This is a genomic window from Serratia sp. JUb9 (assembly GCF_014298095.1).
Classification (GTDB): Bacteria; Pseudomonadota; Gammaproteobacteria; order Enterobacterales; family Enterobacteriaceae; genus Serratia_B; species Serratia_B rhizosphaerae.
Genome location: NZ_CP060416.1, coordinates 2669946 through 2688922, shown reverse-complemented (window position 1 = coordinate 2688922; position 18977 = coordinate 2669946). Strand labels below are relative to the sequence as shown.

Here is an 18977-nt window from a genome sequence, read left to right as displayed (position 1 = left end):
ATCCGATTAAATGCTATTATAATTATCTTGTATGCAATAATGGATAGCATTAAATTTATCGGGAAGCATATTAACGTGTAAGTGTAATAAAGCGGTTCCGGGTATCCGCCAAAAAAATCAGATATTCGAGCGGCCGTGCCTTCCGTCATATTTATAATTAGCCATTCATAAATGTATTCGTAAGGTAGCACCAAGCCCAAAGTTATCAGTAGCGCGATGAATAACGCTGTCTTTGCTAATATCTTAAACCACGTCACCATGACTAACCCCACATTCGCCATTGCTTATCACGTCTATAACCCCGTATGATTTAATGTTTCCTTTTTAATTTTGCTCCTCTCGTTCTTAGTAGCGCATTGCGTATTACGGCAAAACCGGAATGGTGTTTTAGTGTAATATAGCCGAGGGAAACTGCACCGGGGTGCAATCTGAAATTCCCGCGCCTTACTCCATTTATCCATGTATAGTCGTCTATCGCTCCATCGTCTCGATATAGCCCAAACCAGTCCCTGCTGGGCGTTGGTATATTCCGTGCAAATCTGTTCCATGCATCATAGGCAAATGTTTTAACGTGCCACATGCTGCCACCTGACGGCCTGTCAACTATCCAGTATTTGCCAGCGGGGATCGGGCCTGCATTGGGAACCATGCCGCATCCTGGAACATTCCTGTACGCGCCTTTTCCAGAGGATGCCATAAATCGTTAACGGAGAATAGTCCGCATCGTTAATTATAAATTTTCCATATAGTGCCATATTTTCTATCCTTGATTCATATCAATAAACGCTATTTTTACACCGAAACAAACATAAATGAATGGATTTTTTTTAAAACATCCCCGCATGTTTTTATGAAAAACAGGACTTTTTCTTATTTTTTTATTGGATGTGTAAAGGGAATAAAGGAACGTGTCGAACTAAAAGGGGAAAAAGGCAGTAAAATAGCCTGGGACGTCTATGTTGTTTTATGCAAGCGTTGAGAATTGATGTCACTACCCCAAATGACGGGCGCGCATTCAGCGCGCCCGGTAGGATTTACTCGTTGGCCGATTTTTCCGCCTTGCCGGCCAGCAGACTGAGGAAGTCGTATTTCTGCTGCAACTCCTGCGCGGCCTCCTGATACAACGCGCTGGCGACCTCAGGCTGCAGGCTGTTCAGGCGGCGGAAACGCTGCTCCTTCAGCAAGGTGGCGGCAAGATCGCTGTTCGGCGGCCGTGAATCCAGCGCCAGCGCCGCTTTGCCTTCCTGCGTGCGGCGCGGATCGAAGCGGTACAGCGGCCAGAAACCGCTGGCGGTCAGCTGTTTCATCTGGTCGTGACTCAGCGCCAGATCGTAGCCGTGCTCTTCACACGGGCTGTAGGCGATAATCAGCGACGGGCCGGGGTAGGCTTCCGCCTCCTGAATCGCTTTTACCGTCTGATTCAGCTGCGCACCTAACGAAATCTGCGCCACATACACGTGGCCGTACATCATCATGCTGACGCCGAGGTCCTTACGCGCCTTGCGTTTACCGTGTTCGCCGAATTTGGTCACCGCGCCAAGCGGCGTGGCCTTCGACTGCTGGCCGCCGGTGTTGGAGTAACACTGGGTATCCAGCACCAGCACGTTGACGTTCTCCGTCAGGCTCAGCACGTGGTCCAGCCCGCCAAAACCGATATCATAGGCCCAGCCGTCGCCGCCGATCAGCCAGATGGATTTATCCAGCAGATGATCGGCATCGTCGGCCAGCTGGCGGGCGTTACCGTCATCGAACTGCGCCAGCTGGGTGCGCAGCTCGGCGATTTGCTTCAGCCGCAGGGCGGGTGCGATGTCATCCATCCGCAGCCCGTTGACCAGCTCCGCCGGCAGACGATCGGCCTGCGACGCCAGCAGACGCAAGGCGCGCTGCCGATGCTGATCGACCGTCAGGCGGAAGCCCAGTCCAAATTCGGCGTTGTCCTCGAACAGTGAATTGGCCCAGGCAGGGCCGCGGCCGGCGGCATTGGTGGTGTACGGCGTGGTGGGCAGGTTGCCGCCGTAGATGGACGAACAGCCGGTGGCGTTGGCGATCAGCAATCGATCGCCGTATAGCTGGGTCAGCAGCTTGATATAAGGCGTTTCGCCGCAGCCGGAACAGGCGCCGGAGTATTCGAACAGCGGCGTAATCAGCTGTGAGGTGCGGATATCGATGCGTTCAAGCTGCGCCGGATCGATTTCCGGCAGCTGCAGGAAGAAGTCGTAATGGGCTTTCTCTTCCGCCAGATGTTCCAGGCGCGAGGCCATATTGATCGCCTTGATCTCCGGCTGCTGGCGATCTTTGGCCGGGCAGACTTCCACGCACAGGTTACAGCCGGTGCAGTCTTCCGGCGCCACCTGCAGCACGTATTTCTGCCCGCGCATATCGCGCGCTTTGACATCCAGCGACTGCAGGCTGGCCGGCGCGTGCTCCATGGCCGCCGGCGGCACGACTTTGGCGCGAATGGCCGAGTGCGGGCAGGCGGCGACGCAGTGGTTGCACTGGGTACAGAGATCCGGCCGCCAGATCGGCACCTCTTCGGCGATATTGCGTTTTTCCCACTGCGTGGTGCCCACCGGCCAGGTGCCGTCCGGCGGGAAGGCGGAGACCGGCAGTGCATCTCCCAGCCCGGCCAGCATCGCCGCCGTGACGGTTTTGACGAAGTCCGGCGCGGCGTCGGCCACCACCGGCGGGCGTTGCGGGCTGGCGGGGTTGACGGAGCGCAGCGGAATGGCGGTCAGCGCCTGGCGCGTTGCCCCCAGCGCCTGCCAGTTGCGCTCGACGATCTCCTGGCCTTTGCTGCTGTAGCTGCGGGCAATGGCGTCCTGCAGCTGTTGCAGAGCGACGTCATCCGGCAGAACCTGCGTGAGATGGAAAAATGCCATCTGCATCACGGTGTTGATGCGCGCGCCAAGCTGGCATTCGCGCGCCAGTTTGGCCGCGTTGATAATATAGAAGCGCGCCTGGCGTTGCTGAAGCAGCGCCTGCACTTCCTGCGGCAGCCGGTCCCACACTTCGTCAGCGCCGTAAGGGGTATTGAGCAGAAAAATCCCGCCGTCTTTCAGACGTTCGACCATCTGGTATTTATCGATAAACTGCGCCTGGTGGCAGCCGATAAAATCGGCGCGGCTGACCAGATAGGCGGAATTGATCGGCCGTTCGCTGACGCGCAGGTGCGACACCGTCAGGCCGCCGGCCTTTTTCGAATCGTAGACAAAGTAGCCCTGGGCAAACAGCGGCGTTCCGTTGCCGATGATTTTGATATTGTTCTTGGTCGCTGAGACGGAGCCGTCACTGCCGAGGCCGTAAAACAGCGCCTCCAGCGTGGCGTGAGAGGGGAGCGGATTATCATGCAGCGGCAGCGACAGCCCGCTGACGTCATCAAAGATGCCGACGGTGAAACGCGGGCGTGGCCGTTCCTGTTCCAGTTCGGCAAACACCGCCAGCGCACAGTCGGGGCCGAACTCTTTGGATGACAGGCCGTAGCGGCCGCCGATCGTCAGCGGCAGGGTATCGCGCTCACCGCGGCTGAAGGCTTCGGCCAGCGCGCTCATCACATCCAGATACAGCGGTTCGGCCGGCGCACCCGGTTCTTTGGTGCGGTCCAGCACGGCGATTTTCCGCACGCTGGCCGGCAGCGTCTCCAGCAGGTGGGCCGCCGAGAACGGGCGGAACAGACGCACCTTCACCATACCGACCTTTTCACCGCGCGCCAGCAGCGCATCAATCACTTCTTCACAGGTGCCGATTGCCGACCCCATCAGTATCACCACCCGCTGCGCATCGGGGTGGCCGTAGTATTCAAACGGCTGATACTGCCGACCGGTCAGCGCGGCGAACTGCGTCATCGCCTCGCTGACGTGGCGATAGGTTTGCGCGTACCACGGGTTGGCGGCCTCGCGGGACTGGAAGTAAGTATCCGGATTGGCGGAGGTGCCGCGTACCACCGGGCGTTCCGGCGACAGCGCCCGGGCGCGGTGGGCGGCGATCGCCGCCTGCGGCATCATCTGCCGCAGGGTATCGTCGCTGAGCGGCACGATTTTGTTGATCTCGTGCGAGGTGCGGAAGCCGTCGAAGAAATGAATAAACGGAATACGGCTGTTGAGGGTTGCCGTCTGCGAGATTAAGGCAAAATCCTGCGCCTCCTGCACATTGCTGGCGCACAGCATGGCGCAGCCGGTCTGGCGTACCGCCATCACGTCCGAATGGTCGCCGAAGATCGACAGGGCATGGGTGGCCACCGTACGCGCGGCGACGTGCAGCACAAACGGCGTCAGTTCGCCGGCCAGTTTATACAGCGTCGGGATCATCAATAATAATCCCTGCGAGGAGGTAAACGATGTCGACAGCGCGCCGGTCTGCAGGGCGCCGTGCACGGTGGCGATCGCGCCGCCTTCCGACTGCATTTCTACCACCCGTGGTGTATCCCCCCAAATATTCTGGCGGCCGTCACCGGACCAGGCGTCCGCGTGCTCGGCCATGGTGGAGCTGGGCGTAATAGGATAAATTGCGATGACTTCGCTGGTGCGGTAAGCCACCGACGCAACGGCATGGTTGCCATCTGTCGTAATCATGGAAAGTACCTTATTTCAGCCATGGCGTTGCGCCATGCGGAAAAAAATGCCCTGGAGCCGGGTGAAAAAAACAGCGTTAAATAAAGTCTAGCAGAGGGAAAATCGCGTTCTTTATCACGTTTGTGTGCAGAGCGCGGTTTCAGCGTCGGAACGTTGTAACCTGATATGTCGCAAGGAAATCGCATTATCCGCTGGCGGTGGCGGTGCGGTTTAACCATAATTTAGCGCTTTATTGCCATCATGGCGGCGTTGGCTATTAACAGAGAGCGGGACAAATGACGGGATTAATGTATTTAACCATGGCGATTATCGCCGAGGTGGTTGCCACCACCATGCTGAAGGCGTCGGAAGGGTTCACCCGCCTGTGGCCCTCGCTGGTGGTGGTGCTGGGCTATGGCGTGGCCTTTTGGGGCCTGTCGATGGTGGTGAAAAGCATGCCGCTGGGCATTGTGTATGCGATCTGGTCCGGCATGGGCGTCGTTTTGGTGTCTATCGCTGCGGTATTTATTTATAACCAGAAACTCGACTGGCCGGCAATTATCGGCATGGGATTAATCGTCGCCGGAGTATTGGTGATTAACCTATTGTCAAAAACCAGCGCTCACTAATATTACGATGAATAAAAAAGCCCGCATGACGTTAATCATGCGGGGTGAAGAGCTCAGTTAATTAACTGAAAAATAGTGGAATGCTAATCTCTTAGCGCCTATAGCATACGCGCTGAGCCGCACTTTCAACGTGGCAGAAAATGCGGCGTGCCGTGCTGCTGCCCAGCACGCGCCGACGGCCGTTTGCGCCGTAATTCTGCGTGCGACCGATGGTGATAAGGAGTGTCTGACAGTGATAAAGTTTCGGCTGGCGCAAAAAAGCGCAAAATAATGGCGGCGATGTATTCTCATTATTAAACGAACAGGCTAAATTAAATACACCCGTCATACTCCAAGTTACAGGTGTGTTGGCCGCGTTCAGTCACCCGAATCACTTACCGAGTAAGTTTATCAGGGTTACTTCTCTTGCTGCCTTCCTGCAACTTGAATTATTTCGGGTACAGGTTTGTATTAATTGCACGATCATATGCCCATCAAGAGGCGTTGTTATTTTTTATATAATCAGGTTCAGGAGAAAAACAATGGCAATGCAAATACACAAATGGTCGCTGACCGGCGCCGTTTTGCTGCTGGCCGCGTGCAGCAGCAATAATGATGAACCGCAGCAGCAGGGCACCAGCGCCAGAATTGACCACTTACCGACCAGCGCACACTGCGCCAACGTCGGCGGCACCACCACCATTGCCCATACGCTGAATGGCGAGGCGGTCAGAATGTGTCAGATGCCGGACGGCAAGCAGTGCGAGGAGTGGGCATTAGGTCAGGGGGCCTGCGCCAGCGCTGGCTAAACGCCGCCCCCGGAGGATAATGCGGGCTTATTGCACCCAGTCTTTCAGGGTATAGACCAGCGTGTGTTTACCGTCGCTCAGTGTCAGCTGCTGGGCATCCAGCGTGACGCGCGCGCCGTTATTCAGCACGCTGCCGATGACCTGATCCCACTGGTTACGCAGCGGGTCGGCACACATCATTCGCGTCGAGGCCAGGTTTTTAACCGTCAGCACGCCGTTGTCCAACTGGCCGTTGCCGAAGAAGCGGTTGCACATTGAACCGGAGATATGCATCTTCTCGCCGAATTCAATGCTTGGCCCGCGCCCCTGTTGTGCATTGGCGGCGACGCCGTCCACGCTCTGCAGCACAAAGTTGTGATGCAGCAGATCGCTTTCCTGTACCGGCTTGCCGGCAGGCGTACCGCCGGCGCAGCCGGCCAGCAGCGTACTGGCCAGCGCCAGCGGGATCCATGATTTCATTGTTGCTCTCCTGAGGTTGTTGTTCCCTGTGTTTCAGCCATGCAGCTGGTTGGCGCAGGGTTCGCCGCGCGTCAGCTGATCGATATTCTGCAGTGTGGTTTCAGAAATGCTGGTCAACGCCTCTTCCGTCAGGAAGGCCTGGTGGCCGGTAAACAGCACATTATGGCAGGCCGACAGCCGGCGGAAGATATCATCCTGAATCACGTCGTTGGATTTGTCCTCAAAGAACAGATCGCGTTCGTTTTCATACACGTCCATGCCGAGCGCACCGATTTTCTGCTGTTTGAGCGCGTCGATGGCGGCGGCGGAATCAACCAGGCCACCGCGGCTGGTATTGATGATCATCACGCCGTCTTTCATCATGGCAAAGGCCTGCGCGTCCAGCAGGTGATGATTTTCCGGCGTCAGCGGGCAGTGCAAAGTGATAACGTCCGATTGGGCGTACAGCGTCGGCAGATCGACGTATTCCGCGCCCAGTTCCAGCGCCTGTGCGCTGGGGTAAGGGTCGTAGGCCAGCAGCTTCATGCCGAAGCCTTTCAGAATACGCATGGTAGCCACGCCGATTTTACCGGTGCCGATCACCCCGGCGGTACGGTTATGCATATTAAAGCCGATCAGTCCTTCCAGGGAGAAGTTGGCGTCGCGGGTGCGCTGGTAGGCGCGATGGATGCGACGGTTCAGGCTCATCATCAGACCGACGGCGTGTTCCGCCACCGCTTCCGGCGAATAGGCCGGTACGCGCACCACCTTGATGCCGAGCTGCTGTGCGGCGGCCAGGTCGACATTGTTAAAACCGGCGCAGCGCAGCGCCAGAATCTCTACGCCTAACGCCGCCAGCTCTTCCAGCACTTCGCGGCTGCCGTCATCGTTGACGAAAATACACACCGCCTTGCAGCCGATTGCGGTTTTGGCCGTTTTCTTACTGAGCAGAAAATCAAAAAACTCAAGTTCGTAACCAAACTGCTGATTTACCAACTCAAGGTATTTGCGGTCATACTGTTTTGTGCTGTATATCGCCAGTTTCATTGTGGTTTCTCCACCGAGAATATTATGGCTAGTTTAGTGTTTTTTGCCAATTTTGACAATTAGTTAGCCATTATGGACCAGGTGGGGATAGGGGACGGCGCGGGCAAAAAAATCCCCACATTCATGGTGGGGAAATGGCTTCTTCATATATACCATCACGCTAGGATACGGTGGGTATACAACTTACTTATTAGAATCATTGCCAGACTATTAATCATCAGCAGCAACGACAATAACAAAAGTCTGAAATGCGCCGTGCGCCAGGCGGCTAATATGTAAGCAAAATCGACAAATGACGGATAAAGATCGGTGAAAATGGCAGAAAGGGGCTTCCCGTGTCCTATCTAACTTCACCCTGGTCTAAAATCATGCCATCATAATTCCCCTTTCCGGCATAGACTTAATGCAACTGCGGGCATGCTTATCTAGGAATGAAGCAATCATTTAATGGCTAAACGATTGAGAATATTCATAGGGATTGTGGTGGCTATCCTGATCCTGCTGTTGGTGCTGTGGCAAACGGTGCCGCGCTGGCTGCCGCGCGTGGCGGCGTACTGGCTACCGGCAGGCAGCCAACTGACGCTGCAGGGGCCGCTGCGCTGGCAAAACGGTGGCCTATCGTTGCCGGGGGCGCAATATAAAGTGCAGCAGTGCCTGCTGGCCGATTTGGGCGCGACGCGTCTGCATTATCGCGGCGGTCGCTGGCTGCTGGACAGCGACAAACTCAGCGTTGACAGCGCCTGCCTGAGCCAGTTGCCCGCCGGCGAAGACGACGGCGCGCCGCTGACCCTGGATGCGCTGCAGCGCCAGTTGCCGACGCTCGATCTGAGCATCAACCAACTCTCTATCCTGCCCTGGCAGCACTATGCCGGCAAACTGCAGCTGCATAATACCGCTGCGGGCCAACGGCTGTTTTATCAGGGTAAAAATCTCAAGGCGGAAGCGCTGCTGAATAACCGGCAGCAGCTGGCAATCTCTTCGCTGAATGTACTGCCGCCCAATAGCCCGCATCCGCTGCGGTTCAGCGGCGATATCACCATAGCGCGCGATTTCGCCGCTCTGCCGCCGCAGGGCAAACTGCGGGGCGAGGTGCAAACCGCCTACCTGCAGCAGCCGCTGCTGATGGACATTAACTGGCATCAGGGGCAAGGGGTGGTGACGCTGACGGAAAAAGGCGATAAGCAACCGCTGGCAACCTTGCCCTGGTCGGTCACGCCGCAGCAAATCCGCATCGACAAAGGCGAATGGCGCTGGCCGTATATTGACCAGCCGCTAAGCGGCGGCGTCAACATTGCGCTGCATGACTGGAGCAAAGGACTGGATGAAACGCAAATCAGCGCTCGGCTGAATGTGATCACCGCCGGGCACAACGGCAAGGGCAATGCGGTGTTGACGCTGGGGCCGGGCAGCGTTGGCCTGACGCGCAGCAATCTCGACTTCCAACTGACCGGGCAGGCCAACCTGGCCGATTTTTCCCTGACGGCGTCGATTCCCGGCGTGGTCAGCGGTTCTATTCTCAACCCGACGCTGGAGCTGCGGCCCGGTTCGCTGCTGCGCGCCTGGGGCAACGCCTCGCCGGAAATGAAGCTGGAAGAGGCGCGTCTGCCGCTGGCCGGGGTAAAAGTCACCGCCAATGGCATTACTGGCCGTCTGCAGTCGATTATTCGCGCCAGCGACAGCTATTGGGGACGTTTCAGACTGCATCTGGACGGTCTGGCGCAAGATTTCTGGCCGGACAAAGGGCGCTGGCAGTGGCGCTATTGGGGCAACGGCCAGCTGCCGCCGCTACAGGCGAAGTGGGACGTGGCGGGCAGCGGCGACTGGCAGGACAGCCTCCTGACGCTCGATCGCCTCTCCACCGGCTTTGATCGGCTGAAATATGGCATGGTCACGGTGGCCGCGCCGCGCCTGACGCTGAACAAGCCGCTGCGCTGGCAGCGCGATGACGCACTCCCGTCGCTGAACGGTGAACTGCAGCTGGTGGCGGATAAGGTCAGTTTCAACGGCGGCGGTCATCTGCCGGCGTCGACGCTGGCGCTGCGGCTGCAGGGGCGCGATCCGCAGAACTTCCAGTGGCAGGGTAAGTTGCAGGCGCAGGATATCGGGCCGATTGCGCTGCGCGGCCGCTGGGACGGTGAGCGCCTGCGCGGGGAAGGCTGGTGGCCGAAGCAGCGCCTGGCGGTGTTCCAGCCGTTGTTGGCGCCGGATCTGAATATTACGCTGCGCGACGGCGAGTTTTACGCCCAGGCGGCATTCTCCGCCGCGCGTGAACAGGGCTTCGCCGCCGGCGGCCACTGGGTGGTGAAAAACGGCGGCATGTGGATGAAGGACGGCGAAATGAGCGGTCTGGATTTCGTCATGTCTTACCGGCTGCAGAACCACCAGTGGCTGCTGGGTGCCAAGCAGCCGGTGACGCTGCGCATTAAATCGCTGAGTAACCTGTTTGAGATGCAGAACATCACCGCGAATCTGCAGGGTTACTACCCCTACAGTGAACGCCAGCCGCTGACGCTGAGCAATGTCGGCGTGGATATGCTGAACGGCCACATCGGCCTGTCGGCGCTGCGCCTGCCGCAGCATGACGCTGCGGTGCTGAAGCTGGATCGCGTCGACCTCAGCGCGCTGTTTACCGCGCTGAAGCCGAAACAGTTCGCCATGTCCGGCCGAGTGAACGGCGAGCTGCCGCTGTACCTGAATAACTCGCAATGGCTGGTGCGCAACGGCTGGATCGCCAACGCCGGCCTGCTGACGCTGCGGCTGGATAAGGATATGGCCGACGCCATCGCCAGCAACAATATGGCGACCGGCGCGGCCATCGACTGGCTGCGCTATATGGAAATTCATCGCTCACAGGCCAGGGTCGATCTCGACAACCTGGGCGTACTGACGTTAACGGCCAGAATCGACGGGGTTAACCCGCAGAAAAACGCCAAACGAGAGGTTATTTTGAACTATAGCCATCAGGAAAACGTGTTTCAGCTGTGGCGCAGCCTGCGCTTTGGCGACAACCTGCAGGAGTGGCTGGAACAGGCCCTCGCACAACCAGGGGAACAACCATGAAGATCATCACCGGGCCGGCTCTGGCGGCCGTTGTCGGCAGCGTGCTGCTCAGCGGTTGCGTGCCGCGTATTGAGGTGGCGACGCCGAAAGAGCCGATCACCATCAATATGAACGTCAAGATCGAACATGAAATCCATATCAAAGTGGATAAAGACGTTGAAAATATGCTGAAAAACCGCAGCGATCTGTTCTAGGAGTGGGGTAAATGAAAAAGCGATATTTATGGCTGATTGGCGCCGGCTGGCTGCTGAGCGGCAGCGTGATGGCGTTGACGCTGGACGAGGCGAAACAGCAGGGGCGCGTCGGCGAAACGCTGAGCGGCTATGTCGCACCGCTGAAACAGGATAACGATACGCTGGCGCTGGTGAAACGCATCAACGATGGTCGAACGGAACAGTATCAGAAGATTGCCGAGGGCAACCATATTGCGCTGGACGATGTGGCGCGCATGACCGGGCAGAAGCTGGTGGCGCGTGCGCCGTCGGGGGAATACGTGCGCGGCATTAACGGCCAGTGGCTGAAGAAATAACAGAAATAACAGGCAGGGAAATCGTTGAGGGCGCACGCGGCGCCCTCGACGGTTTATCAGGCGGTGAGCACCTGAGTCAGCACAGCTTTGGCGTCATCTTGCGCTTTGCCGGCAACGTCCGGGCCATAGGCCACGCCTTCGACAAACACGAATTCCACGTCGGTGATGCCGATGAAGCCCAGGAACAGGCGCAGGTAAGGTTCAACCAGGTCGGTTGGCGTACCTTTGTGAACGCCGCCGCGGCTGGTCAGGATAATCGCACGTTTGCCTTTCACCAGGCCTTCCGGACCGTTTTCGGTGTAGCGGAAGGTCACGCCGGCGCGGGCAATCAGGTCGAAGTAGTTTTTCAACTGGGTTGAAATATTGAAGTTGTACATCGGCGCGGCGATGACGATGGTGTCGTTGGCCTGCAGCTCGGCGATCAGCTCATCGGACAGCGCCAGCGCTTCTTGCTGACGCGGGGTCAGCGGCGCGTCGGAAGGGCGCATGGCGCCGACCAGTTCGCCATCCAGCACCGGCACCGGGTTAGCCGCCAGGTCACGTACGGTGATGGTGTCGCCGCCGTGGTTTTTGCTCCACTGCTCAACGAAGAAGTCGCTCAGTTGGTTAGACTGTGAGTAGTTTGCCAGGATGCTCGATTTCAGAACCAGTAATTTGCTCATCGTAAATTCCTTACGTAATCGTAATACCCGCCGTGTTAAGGCCGTTGGGTGAGGATGGGGAACTGCAGGACTTAGCGCCCCTCGCATGGATTACACTCTATTTGGCTTTTGCCTACAGGGATAGCGGAATATTTCGAGACCTTTGTTCGATTTTATTGAAAGACAATTGCCTGCGGAAACAGAGGGGTTATGGAGAAAAAACGCCTTGTGTTACTCTGTCGGGCTAACAGCGTTGTGATGCTGAACTTATTTAAATGGCGTTGCCGACCAGCCGTTGCGCAGCGCGGAAACAAGGAATACCAAACGTGAAATCTCCGCTCGCGGCATTATCTTCCCAACTGGGCGAGCTGATGCTCCGTGATCAACAGCGCCTGCAGCGCCGGCTGCATGGTGCGCGCAAAATCAAAAATTCCGATGCACAGCAGGCGGTCGCCGATGAAATCGCCGGCGACATGGCGGTGGCGTTGCAGAAAGTGCAGTCGCGCGCCGCGTCTTGTCCGGCCATCAGCTATCCGCAGGGGCTGCCGGTCAGTCAGAAGAAGCAGGCGATTCTGGAGGCGATTCGCGACCATCAGGTGGTGATCGTCGCCGGTGAAACCGGCTCGGGGAAAACCACTCAGCTGCCGAAAATCTGCCTGGAGCTGGGGCGCGGGGTGAAAGGGCTGATCGGCCATACCCAGCCGCGCCGTCTGGCGGCACGCACCGTCGCCAACCGCATTGCCGATGAGCTGGACACGCCGCTCGGCGGCAGCGTCGGGTATAAGGTGCGCTTTAACGATCAGGTCGGCGAACAGTCGCTGGTCAAACTGATGACCGACGGTATTCTGCTGGCGGAAATCCAGCAGGACCGCCTGCTGATGCAGTACGACACGCTGATTATCGATGAGGCGCACGAACGCAGCCTGAACATCGACTTTATTCTTGGCTATCTGCGCGAGCTGTTGCCGAAGCGTCCGGATCTTAAGGTGATCATCACCTCCGCCACTATCGACCCGCAGCGCTTCTCGCGCCACTTCAATAATGCGCCGATCATTGAGGTTTCCGGCCGCACCTATCCGGTGGAAGTGCGCTACCGTCCGGTGGTGGATGACGCCGACGACGGTGAACGCGATCAGCTGCAGGCCATCTTTGACGCAGTGGACGAACTGGGACGCGAAGGGCCGGGGGATATCCTGATCTTTATGAGCGGCGAACGTGAAATCCGCGATACCGCCGACGCGCTGAACAAGCTGAACCTGCCGCATACCGAGGTGCTGCCGCTGTATGCACGGCTGTCAAACAGTGAACAGAACCGGGTATTCCAGTCGCACCATGGGCGACGCATCGTGCTGGCGACCAACGTGGCGGAAACCTCGCTGACGGTGCCGGGAATTAAATACGTTATCGATCCCGGCACCGCGCGCATCAGCCGCTACAGCTTCCGCACCAAAGTGCAGCGCCTGCCGATTGAGCCGGTGTCCCAGGCGTCGGCCAACCAGCGTAAAGGGCGCTGCGGCCGCGTATCGGAAGGCATCTGCATCCGTCTGTATTCGGAGCAGGATTTCCTGTCGCGGCCGGAGTTTACAGACCCGGAAATTCTGCGCACCAACCTGGCGTCGGTCATTCTGCAGATGACCTCGCTGGGGCTGGGCGATATCGCCGCCTTCCCGTTTGTGGAAGCACCGGATAAGCGCAACGTGCAGGACGGCGTGCGCCTGCTGGAAGAGCTGGGGGCGATTAACAGTGCGCCGAACGGTCACTATCAGCTGACCGCGCGCGGCCGGCAGCTGGCGCAATTGCCGATCGATCCCCGTCTGGCGCGCATGGTGCTGGAAGCCAGCAACAGTGGCAGCGTGCGCGAAGTGATGATCATCACTGCGGCGCTGTCGATCCAGGATCCGCGCGAGCGGCCGCTGGATAAACAGCAGGCCTCCGATGAGAAGCACCGCCGCTTCGCCGACAAAGATTCCGACTTCCTGACCTTCGTCAACCTGTGGGATTACCTGAAAGAGCAGCAGAAGGCGCTCTCTTCCAGCCAGTTCCGCCGCCTGTGCCGCACCGATTTCCTCAACTATCTGCGGGTGCGCGAATGGCAGGATATCTACACCCAGCTGCGCCAGGTGGTGAAGGAGCTGGGGCTGCCGATCAACAGCGAGCCGTCAGATTTACGCAGCGTACATACGGCGCTGCTGACGGGGCTGCTGTCGCATATCGGCCAGAAAGACACGGATAAGCAGGAGTTTACCGGCGCGCGCAACGCGCGTTTCTCCATCTTCCCCGGTTCCGGCCTGTTTAAAAAGCCGCCGAAGTGGGTGATGGTGGCGGAACTGGTGGAAACCAGCAAGCTGTGGGGGCGCATTGCGGCGCGTATCGAGCCGGAGTGGATTGAGCCGCTGGCGCAGCATCTGGTGAAGCAGCACTACAGCGAGCCGCACTGGTCGAAATCGCAGGGTGCGGTGATGGCCTGCGAGAAGGTAACGCTGTTCGGCCTGCCGATTGTGGCGGCGCGCCAGGTCAATTACAGCAATATCGATCCGCTGCTGTGCCGGGAACTGTTTATCCGCCATGCGCTGGTGGAGGGCGACTGGCAGACGCGCCATGCGTTCTTCAGCGCCAACCTGAAGCTGCGGGCAGAGGTTGAAGAGCTGGAACACAAATCGCGCCGGCGCGACATCCTGGTGGATGATGAAACGCTGTTCAGCTTCTACGATCGCCGCATTCCGGCCGACATCGTCTCGGCGCGCCACTTTGATAACTGGTGGAAACAGGCGGCGAAGCAGCAGCCGGATCTGCTCAACTTTGAGAAAGCGATGCTGATCAAAGAGGGGGCGAATAAAATCAGCGCGCTGGATTACCCGAATTACTGGCATCAGGACAACCTGAAACTGCGGCTGAGCTATCAGTTTGAGCCGGGCACCGACGCCGACGGCGTGACGGTGCATATTCCGCTGCCGTTGCTTAATCAGGTTGAAGAAGCCGGTTTCGAGTGGCAGATCCCGGGAATCCGCCGTGAACTGGTGATTGCCCTGATCAAATCGCTGCCGAAACCGGTACGGCGCAATTTTGTACCGGCGCCGAACTATGCTGAAGCCTTCCTGGGGCGGGTGACGCCGCTGGAGATGCCGCTGCTGGATGCGCTGGAGCGCGAGCTGCGCCGCATGACTGGCGTGACGGTGTCACGTGATGACTGGCAGTGGGAACAGGTGCCCGATCATCTAAAAATGACCTTCCGTGTGGTGGGCGACAAGCACAAGACCCTGCGCGAAGGGAAAGACCTGACGGCGCTTAAGCTGCAGCTGAAAGAGAAAGTGCAGGAAACGCTGTCGGCGGTGGCCGATGACGGACTGGAGCAGAGCGATCTGCATATCTGGAGCTTCGGTGAACTGCCGGCGTTCTACGAGCAAAAACGCGGCGGTTACTCGGTGAAGGCTTACCCGGCACTGGTCGATGAAAAAGACAGCGTGGCGATCCGCCTGTTCGACAGCGAGCAGGAGCAGCAGCAGGCGATGTGGCAAGGCACGCGCCGCCTGCTGCTGCTGAATATTCCGTCGCCGATCAAGTATCTGCATGAAAAACTGCCGAACAAGGCCAAGCTGGGACTGTACTTCAACCCGTACGGCAAGGTGCTGGATCTGATTGATGACTGCATCTCCTGCGGTATTGACAAGCTGATTGCCGAGTATGGCGGTCCGGTGTGGCAGGAGCAGGCGTTCGCCAAGCTGCAGGAGCGTATCCGTGCCGAGCTGAACGACACCGTGGTGGAGGTGGCGCAGCAGGTCGAACAGATCCTGACCGCGGTGTTTAACATCAACAAACGCCTGAAAGGACGGGTGGATATGTCGCTGGCGCTTGCGCTGTCGGATATCAAGGCGCAGCTGGCCGGGCTGGTGTACCGCGGTTTTGTCACCAACAACGGCTGGAAGCGTCTGCCGGATACGCTGCGTTATCTGCAGGCGATTGAACGTCGTCTGGAGAAGCTGGCGATCGACCCGCACCGTGACCGCGCCCAGATGCTGCGGGTGGAGCAGATTCAGCAGGCGTGGCAGCAGTGGCTGAACAAGCTGCCGCCAAAGCGCCGGGAAGAGCCGGAGGTGAAGGAGGTGCGCTGGATGATCGAGGAGTTGCGCGTCAGCCTGTTCGCCCAGCAGTTGGGTACGCCGTATCCGGTGTCTGATAAACGTATTCTGCAGACTATTGAGCAGCTGTCGGCTTAACGCCTGGCGCGGGTCTGTCTTCCACGCCGGCTCGCGCTATTCTTGCTGTTCAAGTGCCTGCAACTGGGCATAAATAGCGGTGACCGCCAGCGCCCGGTTGTCGGCACGGTAGCGGTCTTTGGCCGCCGGCGCGGAGCTTTGAATGGCGATCAGGCGCCAGCCGTCTGCCGTTTTCAGCAGCAGCGGTGAACCGCTGTCGCCGGGCAGGGTATCGCACTGATGCGACAGCACGCCTTGCTGCGCCCAGCCGGTCACCGTGCAGTTCTGATGACTGTACAGACTGTCCAGATGGTCCTCGGGGTAGCCGGCCTGGGTAATCAGCCTTCTGGCCTGTTTCATCGCCTGCGTCAGGGTCGGCGTATCGCCTTGCCACAGCGGCAGCGGCCGTAGCGGCAGCGGCGTCGCATCCTTGAGCCGTATCAGCGCAAAGTCATAGGCCGCCGCGCCCGGCGGCACGATCCAGCCGTCGCCGTCCGGTTTCAGTTTCTTCCCCAGCTTCCGATCAACCAGCGTTTCAATATTATCCGTTTGGTAAGCCCAGCCTTTGGACTGGGCGATAAAACGCAGCGCTACCGCTTTATCCAGCACGCCGGGCGGTGCCAGCACGCAGTGGCCGGCGGTCAGCGCCAGATGTGGTGAAATCAGGGTGGCGGTGCATAAATTGCCGCTGACGGTCTCGATCTGGCCGATAGCCTGCCAGGGCCAGCCGCGGGTTTCACTCACTTTTATCCGGTCGTCTTTACCAAAAAACAGGCGGGTTTTCTCCGCATGGGAGGGACCGTCGGCCCGGGCCGGGCCGGCGCTAATCAGTGGAAATGAGCACAACAACAGCAAAGCGGATATGCGCATAGATCTCTTGCCTGATACGGGGTAATCCATAAACTCACTGAATGTCTACTATAGACGGAAATTGACGTGTTGAAACGTTCGTTGATTGATTTTTCAATAAATTCTGCGTGCATGGACGCCAATGCTCAGAGATAAAACGCCGCGGCGATCAGGCCGCAGAGGATCAGTACGGCCAGTACGATTTCGAACAGATAACGGCGCAGCATAGATGACAGCCTCCGATAAAAAACACCCGGCAGGCCGGGTGTTTGGATGAACGTCATACGTGGTCAGGGCGGAGTGCCCCGGCAGATCAGTGCGCCGCTTTTTTCTGTTGTTTGGCGTGCTTGTGCGTTTTTTTCGCCGCCTGGGCTTTCTGCACCGGCGCTTTTTTGTGGGCGGATTTCACCTGTTTTTTAGCGGCCTGCGCTTTCTGCGCCACGGTTTTTTTGGCCTTGGCGTGATGGTGGCTGACGTGGGTGCTGTTAGCCGGGGCTGCGGTGGCGGCATCGGCGGCAAATGCGACGCTGGACAGGCCCATTGCAGCGGCAACAACCAGAGCTAATGTTTTTTTCATTGTCGGTTCCTCAAGTGATTTTTCGTGTCTTAACCCCACTGCGGGGCCGTGGATAACAGCATAGGGAAAGCGCCGCTGGCTTTCCGTGCATGATTGGTTTCGGCGTGTAACGGCATGTACATGCTACACTGGCCTCAGCGAGGCGGAGATTAAGAGGTTGTTTATGCAGCAGATTGCGGTGCGGAGCGGGGTTGCGCCAAACGGCGACATACCGATTGCGTATGAAGACTGGGGTGACGAAAGCGCGCCGCCCTTATTGCTGATAATGGGCATTGGCGCACAGATGCTGCTGTGGCCGGATGAGTTTTGCCGGGCGCTGGTTGAACAGGGTTACCGGGTGATTCGCTTTGACAACCGCGATGCCGGCCTGTCCGGCAAAACCCACGGGCATCGCCGGCAGCCGCTGTGGCTGCTGATACTGCGCGCCCAGCTTGGCTGGCAAAGTGCGGTACCTTATACGCTGGCGGATATGGCGGCCGATGCCGTTCAGCTTCTGGATCATCTGCACATTCGGCAGGCGCATGTGTTGGGCGGCTCAATGGGCGGCATGATTGCCCAGGTGTTGGCGGCGGAGTATCCGCAGCGAGTGCGCAGCCTGATCGTGCTGTTTTCCAGCACCAATCAACCGCTGTTGCCGCCGCCGGCGCCGTCGCTGTTATTCCAGCTGCTGCGGCCGTTTCCCGTTAAGGCGTCGCGCGCACAGCAGCACCATTACTGTAAAACTCGTTTGCGTCTTCTGGCCAGTAAACGTTACCCGATGCAGGAAGCGGAGCTGGATGCGCTGGTCAGCCGGCTATTGCAGCGCGACGGCGGCAGCGAAGGGCTGCAGCGTCAGTTTTCCGCCTTACTGGGCAGCGGCGATCTGCGGCGTTACAGCCGGAACATTCAGGCGCCGACGCTGGTGATCCACGGCAGTGCCGACCGTATGGTGCGCAAGGCCGGGGGAGCTGCCGTGGCACGGGCGGTTCCCCATGCCAGGCTGCATATTGTGCCGGATATGGGGCATGACCTGCCGCAACCTTTGCGTTTACCACTGGCGACGCTGATTGCGCAGCATATGGCGCCGCACTGACCGATGGGGAAATGCATTGCCTTATCACATTTGCCGGTGTGTCCCTCTCATTTTAGTTACAACATACATATAGAGTGCAACAGGGCGGCACTCTGCGGCCGCCGCGTAATCGGTAAGAACGTGCGCTATGGATTAGGCCCCCCAGCGGAGAGTCAAAAGACCGGGGCGACCGTCAGCAGCAGATTGGCGAAGCGCCGCTGCTCGCCGGAGGCGATAATCAACGCCGTACGTTCGGATTTGACCTCGGCGTAAAACTGCTCCCGCTCCAGATAGCTGATGGGGCAATCGGTAGGCAGCAAGCGTCGGTAGTCGTCGGCCGCAGTATGGGGAAAATCCGCCGGCGCCGTCATCAGGGCGGCATGTTCCACATTGATACAGGTCAGGATTTTCTCCAGCACCAGCGCGGCGGGGATCATCCCCGGCGACAGATTGAGATACACCACGGTCGCGTCTTTACGGGCGTTGCTGGTTACCGCGTAATTGGCATCGGCGATTAACAGCTGACTTTTGTGGCCGCATGCCGCCAGTGCGCCGAGCAGAGGCGGGTGGATAAGTTCTGATTTAATCATGTTGGTTCTCTGTCTGAAATGCCGGCAGCCGTTTCGGA

The 18977-nt window shown here is 58.4% G+C and carries 16 protein-coding genes; 7 read left to right on the top strand and 9 right to left on the bottom strand.

Going from position 1 to position 18977, the window contains the following annotated elements; translation table 11 throughout:
• Window positions 1–310 precede the first annotated feature (310 nt).
• Both HF675_RS12705 and nifJ read right to left on the bottom strand, forming a co-directional pair.
• Window positions 311–649 carry a DUF2778 domain-containing protein gene (locus tag HF675_RS12705; RefSeq protein ID WP_370569814.1) on the bottom strand — a complete coding sequence of 113 codons (339 nt, stop codon included), beginning with the start codon at window positions 647–649 and terminating at the stop codon, window positions 311–313.
• 385 nt (window positions 650–1034) lie between these two features.
• The gene (nifJ, locus tag HF675_RS12700; RefSeq protein WP_187043135.1) at window positions 1035–4568 is read right to left on the bottom strand and encodes a pyruvate:ferredoxin (flavodoxin) oxidoreductase; all 3534 of its coding nucleotides are present in this window, start codon (window positions 4566–4568) and stop codon (window positions 1035–1037) included.
• 275 nt (window positions 4569–4843) lie between these two features.
• On the opposite strand from nifJ, the gene HF675_RS12695 reads away from it, so the two are divergent.
• Both HF675_RS12695 and HF675_RS12690 read left to right on the top strand, forming a co-directional pair.
• Window positions 4844–5176, top strand: coding sequence for a multidrug efflux SMR transporter (locus HF675_RS12695; protein WP_105231063.1), 333 nt, complete (start codon window positions 4844–4846; stop codon window positions 5174–5176).
• A 527-nt stretch (window positions 5177–5703) separates the two neighbouring features.
• The gene (locus HF675_RS12690) at window positions 5704–5964 is read left to right on the top strand and encodes a DUF333 domain-containing protein (RefSeq protein WP_187044735.1); all 261 of its coding nucleotides are present in this window, start codon (window positions 5704–5706) and stop codon (window positions 5962–5964) included.
• Between the two features lie 27 nt (window positions 5965–5991).
• Here HF675_RS12690 and hslJ read toward each other — a convergent pair whose 3' ends face one another.
• Window positions 5992–6423, bottom strand: a complete 432-nt coding sequence (gene hslJ, locus HF675_RS12685) for a heat shock protein HslJ (RefSeq protein WP_105231064.1) — start codon at window positions 6421–6423, stop codon at window positions 5992–5994.
• 33 nt (window positions 6424–6456) lie between these two features.
• Window positions 6457–7449: a 2-hydroxyacid dehydrogenase gene (locus tag HF675_RS12680; protein ID WP_105231065.1), complete on the bottom strand. Its 993-nt coding sequence runs from the start codon at window positions 7447–7449 to the stop codon at window positions 6457–6459.
• A gap of 447 nt (window positions 7450–7896) precedes the next feature.
• Here HF675_RS12680 and HF675_RS12675 point away from each other — a divergent pair, with 447 nt between their 5' ends.
• Genes HF675_RS12675 through HF675_RS12665 form a run of 3 tightly spaced genes read left to right on the top strand, consistent with a single transcriptional unit; the run spans window position 7897 to window position 11038 of the window.
• Window positions 7897–10509 (top strand): YdbH family protein, encoded by a 2613-nt coding sequence (locus tag HF675_RS12675; protein WP_187043134.1) that lies wholly within the window; start codon window positions 7897–7899, stop codon window positions 10507–10509.
• Window positions 10506–10703, top strand: coding sequence for a YnbE family lipoprotein (locus tag HF675_RS12670; RefSeq protein ID WP_105231067.1), 198 nt, complete (start codon window positions 10506–10508; stop codon window positions 10701–10703). Before HF675_RS12675 ends, HF675_RS12670 begins: the two co-directional genes overlap by 4 nt.
• A gap of 11 nt (window positions 10704–10714) precedes the next feature.
• Window positions 10715–11038: a YdbL family protein gene (locus HF675_RS12665; protein WP_105231068.1), complete on the top strand. Its 324-nt coding sequence runs from the start codon at window positions 10715–10717 to the stop codon at window positions 11036–11038.
• Window positions 11039–11094: 56 nt separating this feature from the next.
• Here the strand turns inward: HF675_RS12665 and HF675_RS12660 are convergent, their stop codons facing one another.
• Window positions 11095–11700 (bottom strand): FMN-dependent NADH-azoreductase, encoded by a 606-nt coding sequence (locus HF675_RS12660; protein ID WP_105231069.1) that lies wholly within the window; start codon window positions 11698–11700, stop codon window positions 11095–11097.
• Between the two features lie 305 nt (window positions 11701–12005).
• Here HF675_RS12660 and hrpA point away from each other — a divergent pair, with 305 nt between their 5' ends.
• Window positions 12006–15893 carry an ATP-dependent RNA helicase HrpA gene (gene hrpA / locus HF675_RS12655; protein ID WP_187043133.1) on the top strand — a complete coding sequence of 1296 codons (3888 nt, stop codon included), beginning with the start codon at window positions 12006–12008 and terminating at the stop codon, window positions 15891–15893.
• A 36-nt stretch (window positions 15894–15929) separates the two neighbouring features.
• On the opposite strand, the gene HF675_RS12650 is transcribed toward hrpA, so the two are convergent.
• The 3 genes from HF675_RS12650 to asr form a co-directional block, all read right to left on the bottom strand.
• Window positions 15930–16742, bottom strand: coding sequence for a serine protease (locus HF675_RS12650; protein ID WP_105231071.1), 813 nt, complete (start codon window positions 16740–16742; stop codon window positions 15930–15932).
• 125 nt (window positions 16743–16867) lie between these two features.
• On the bottom strand, window positions 16868–17005 hold the full coding sequence (locus HF675_RS12645) for a hypothetical protein (RefSeq protein WP_187043132.1): 138 nt from the start codon (window positions 17003–17005) through the stop codon (window positions 16868–16870).
• Window positions 17006–17034: 29 nt separating this feature from the next.
• Window positions 17035–17298 (bottom strand): acid resistance repetitive basic protein Asr, encoded by a 264-nt coding sequence (gene asr / locus HF675_RS12640; protein ID WP_105231072.1) that lies wholly within the window; start codon window positions 17296–17298, stop codon window positions 17035–17037.
• Between the two features lie 163 nt (window positions 17299–17461).
• Here asr and HF675_RS12635 point away from each other — a divergent pair, with 163 nt between their 5' ends.
• Entirely contained in the window at window positions 17462–18370 is a 909-nt protein-coding gene (locus tag HF675_RS12635) for an alpha/beta fold hydrolase (protein WP_187043131.1), read from the top strand.
• Window positions 18371–18522: 152 nt separating this feature from the next.
• Here HF675_RS12635 and HF675_RS12630 read toward each other — a convergent pair whose 3' ends face one another.
• Window positions 18523–18939, bottom strand: a complete 417-nt coding sequence (locus HF675_RS12630; RefSeq protein ID WP_111737130.1) for an RbsD/FucU domain-containing protein — start codon at window positions 18937–18939, stop codon at window positions 18523–18525.
• Window positions 18940–18977: the final 38 nt, after the last annotated feature.

Excerpts from the sequence above, each read along its gene's own strand:
- HF675_RS12705 (WP_370569814.1), bottom strand. The coding sequence starts at position 649 with ATGGTTCCCAATGCAGGCCCGATCCCCGCTGGCAAATACTGGATAGTT.
- nifJ (WP_187043135.1), bottom strand. The coding sequence starts at position 4,568 with ATGATTACGACAGATGGCAACCATGCCGTTGCGTCGGTGGCTTACCGC.
- HF675_RS12695 (WP_105231063.1), top strand. The coding sequence starts at position 4,844 with ATGACGGGATTAATGTATTTAACCATGGCGATTATCGCCGAGGTGGTT.
- HF675_RS12690 (WP_187044735.1), top strand. The coding sequence starts at position 5,704 with ATGCAAATACACAAATGGTCGCTGACCGGCGCCGTTTTGCTGCTGGCC.
- hslJ (WP_105231064.1), bottom strand. The coding sequence starts at position 6,423 with ATGAAATCATGGATCCCGCTGGCGCTGGCCAGTACGCTGCTGGCCGGC.
- HF675_RS12680 (WP_105231065.1), bottom strand. The coding sequence starts at position 7,449 with ATGAAACTGGCGATATACAGCACAAAACAGTATGACCGCAAATACCTT.
- HF675_RS12675 (WP_187043134.1), top strand. The coding sequence starts at position 7,897 with ATGGCTAAACGATTGAGAATATTCATAGGGATTGTGGTGGCTATCCTG.
- HF675_RS12670 (WP_105231067.1), top strand. The coding sequence starts at position 10,506 with ATGAAGATCATCACCGGGCCGGCTCTGGCGGCCGTTGTCGGCAGCGTG.
- HF675_RS12665 (WP_105231068.1), top strand. The coding sequence starts at position 10,715 with ATGAAAAAGCGATATTTATGGCTGATTGGCGCCGGCTGGCTGCTGAGC.
- HF675_RS12660 (WP_105231069.1), bottom strand. The coding sequence starts at position 11,700 with ATGAGCAAATTACTGGTTCTGAAATCGAGCATCCTGGCAAACTACTCA.
- HF675_RS12650 (WP_105231071.1), bottom strand. The coding sequence starts at position 16,742 with ATGCGCATATCCGCTTTGCTGTTGTTGTGCTCATTTCCACTGATTAGC.
- HF675_RS12645 (WP_187043132.1), bottom strand. The coding sequence starts at position 17,005 with ATGACGTTCATCCAAACACCCGGCCTGCCGGGTGTTTTTTATCGGAGG.
- asr (WP_105231072.1), bottom strand. The coding sequence starts at position 17,298 with ATGAAAAAAACATTAGCTCTGGTTGTTGCCGCTGCAATGGGCCTGTCC.
- HF675_RS12635 (WP_187043131.1), top strand. The coding sequence starts at position 17,462 with ATGCAGCAGATTGCGGTGCGGAGCGGGGTTGCGCCAAACGGCGACATA.
- HF675_RS12630 (WP_111737130.1), bottom strand. The coding sequence starts at position 18,939 with ATGATTAAATCAGAACTTATCCACCCGCCTCTGCTCGGCGCACTGGCG.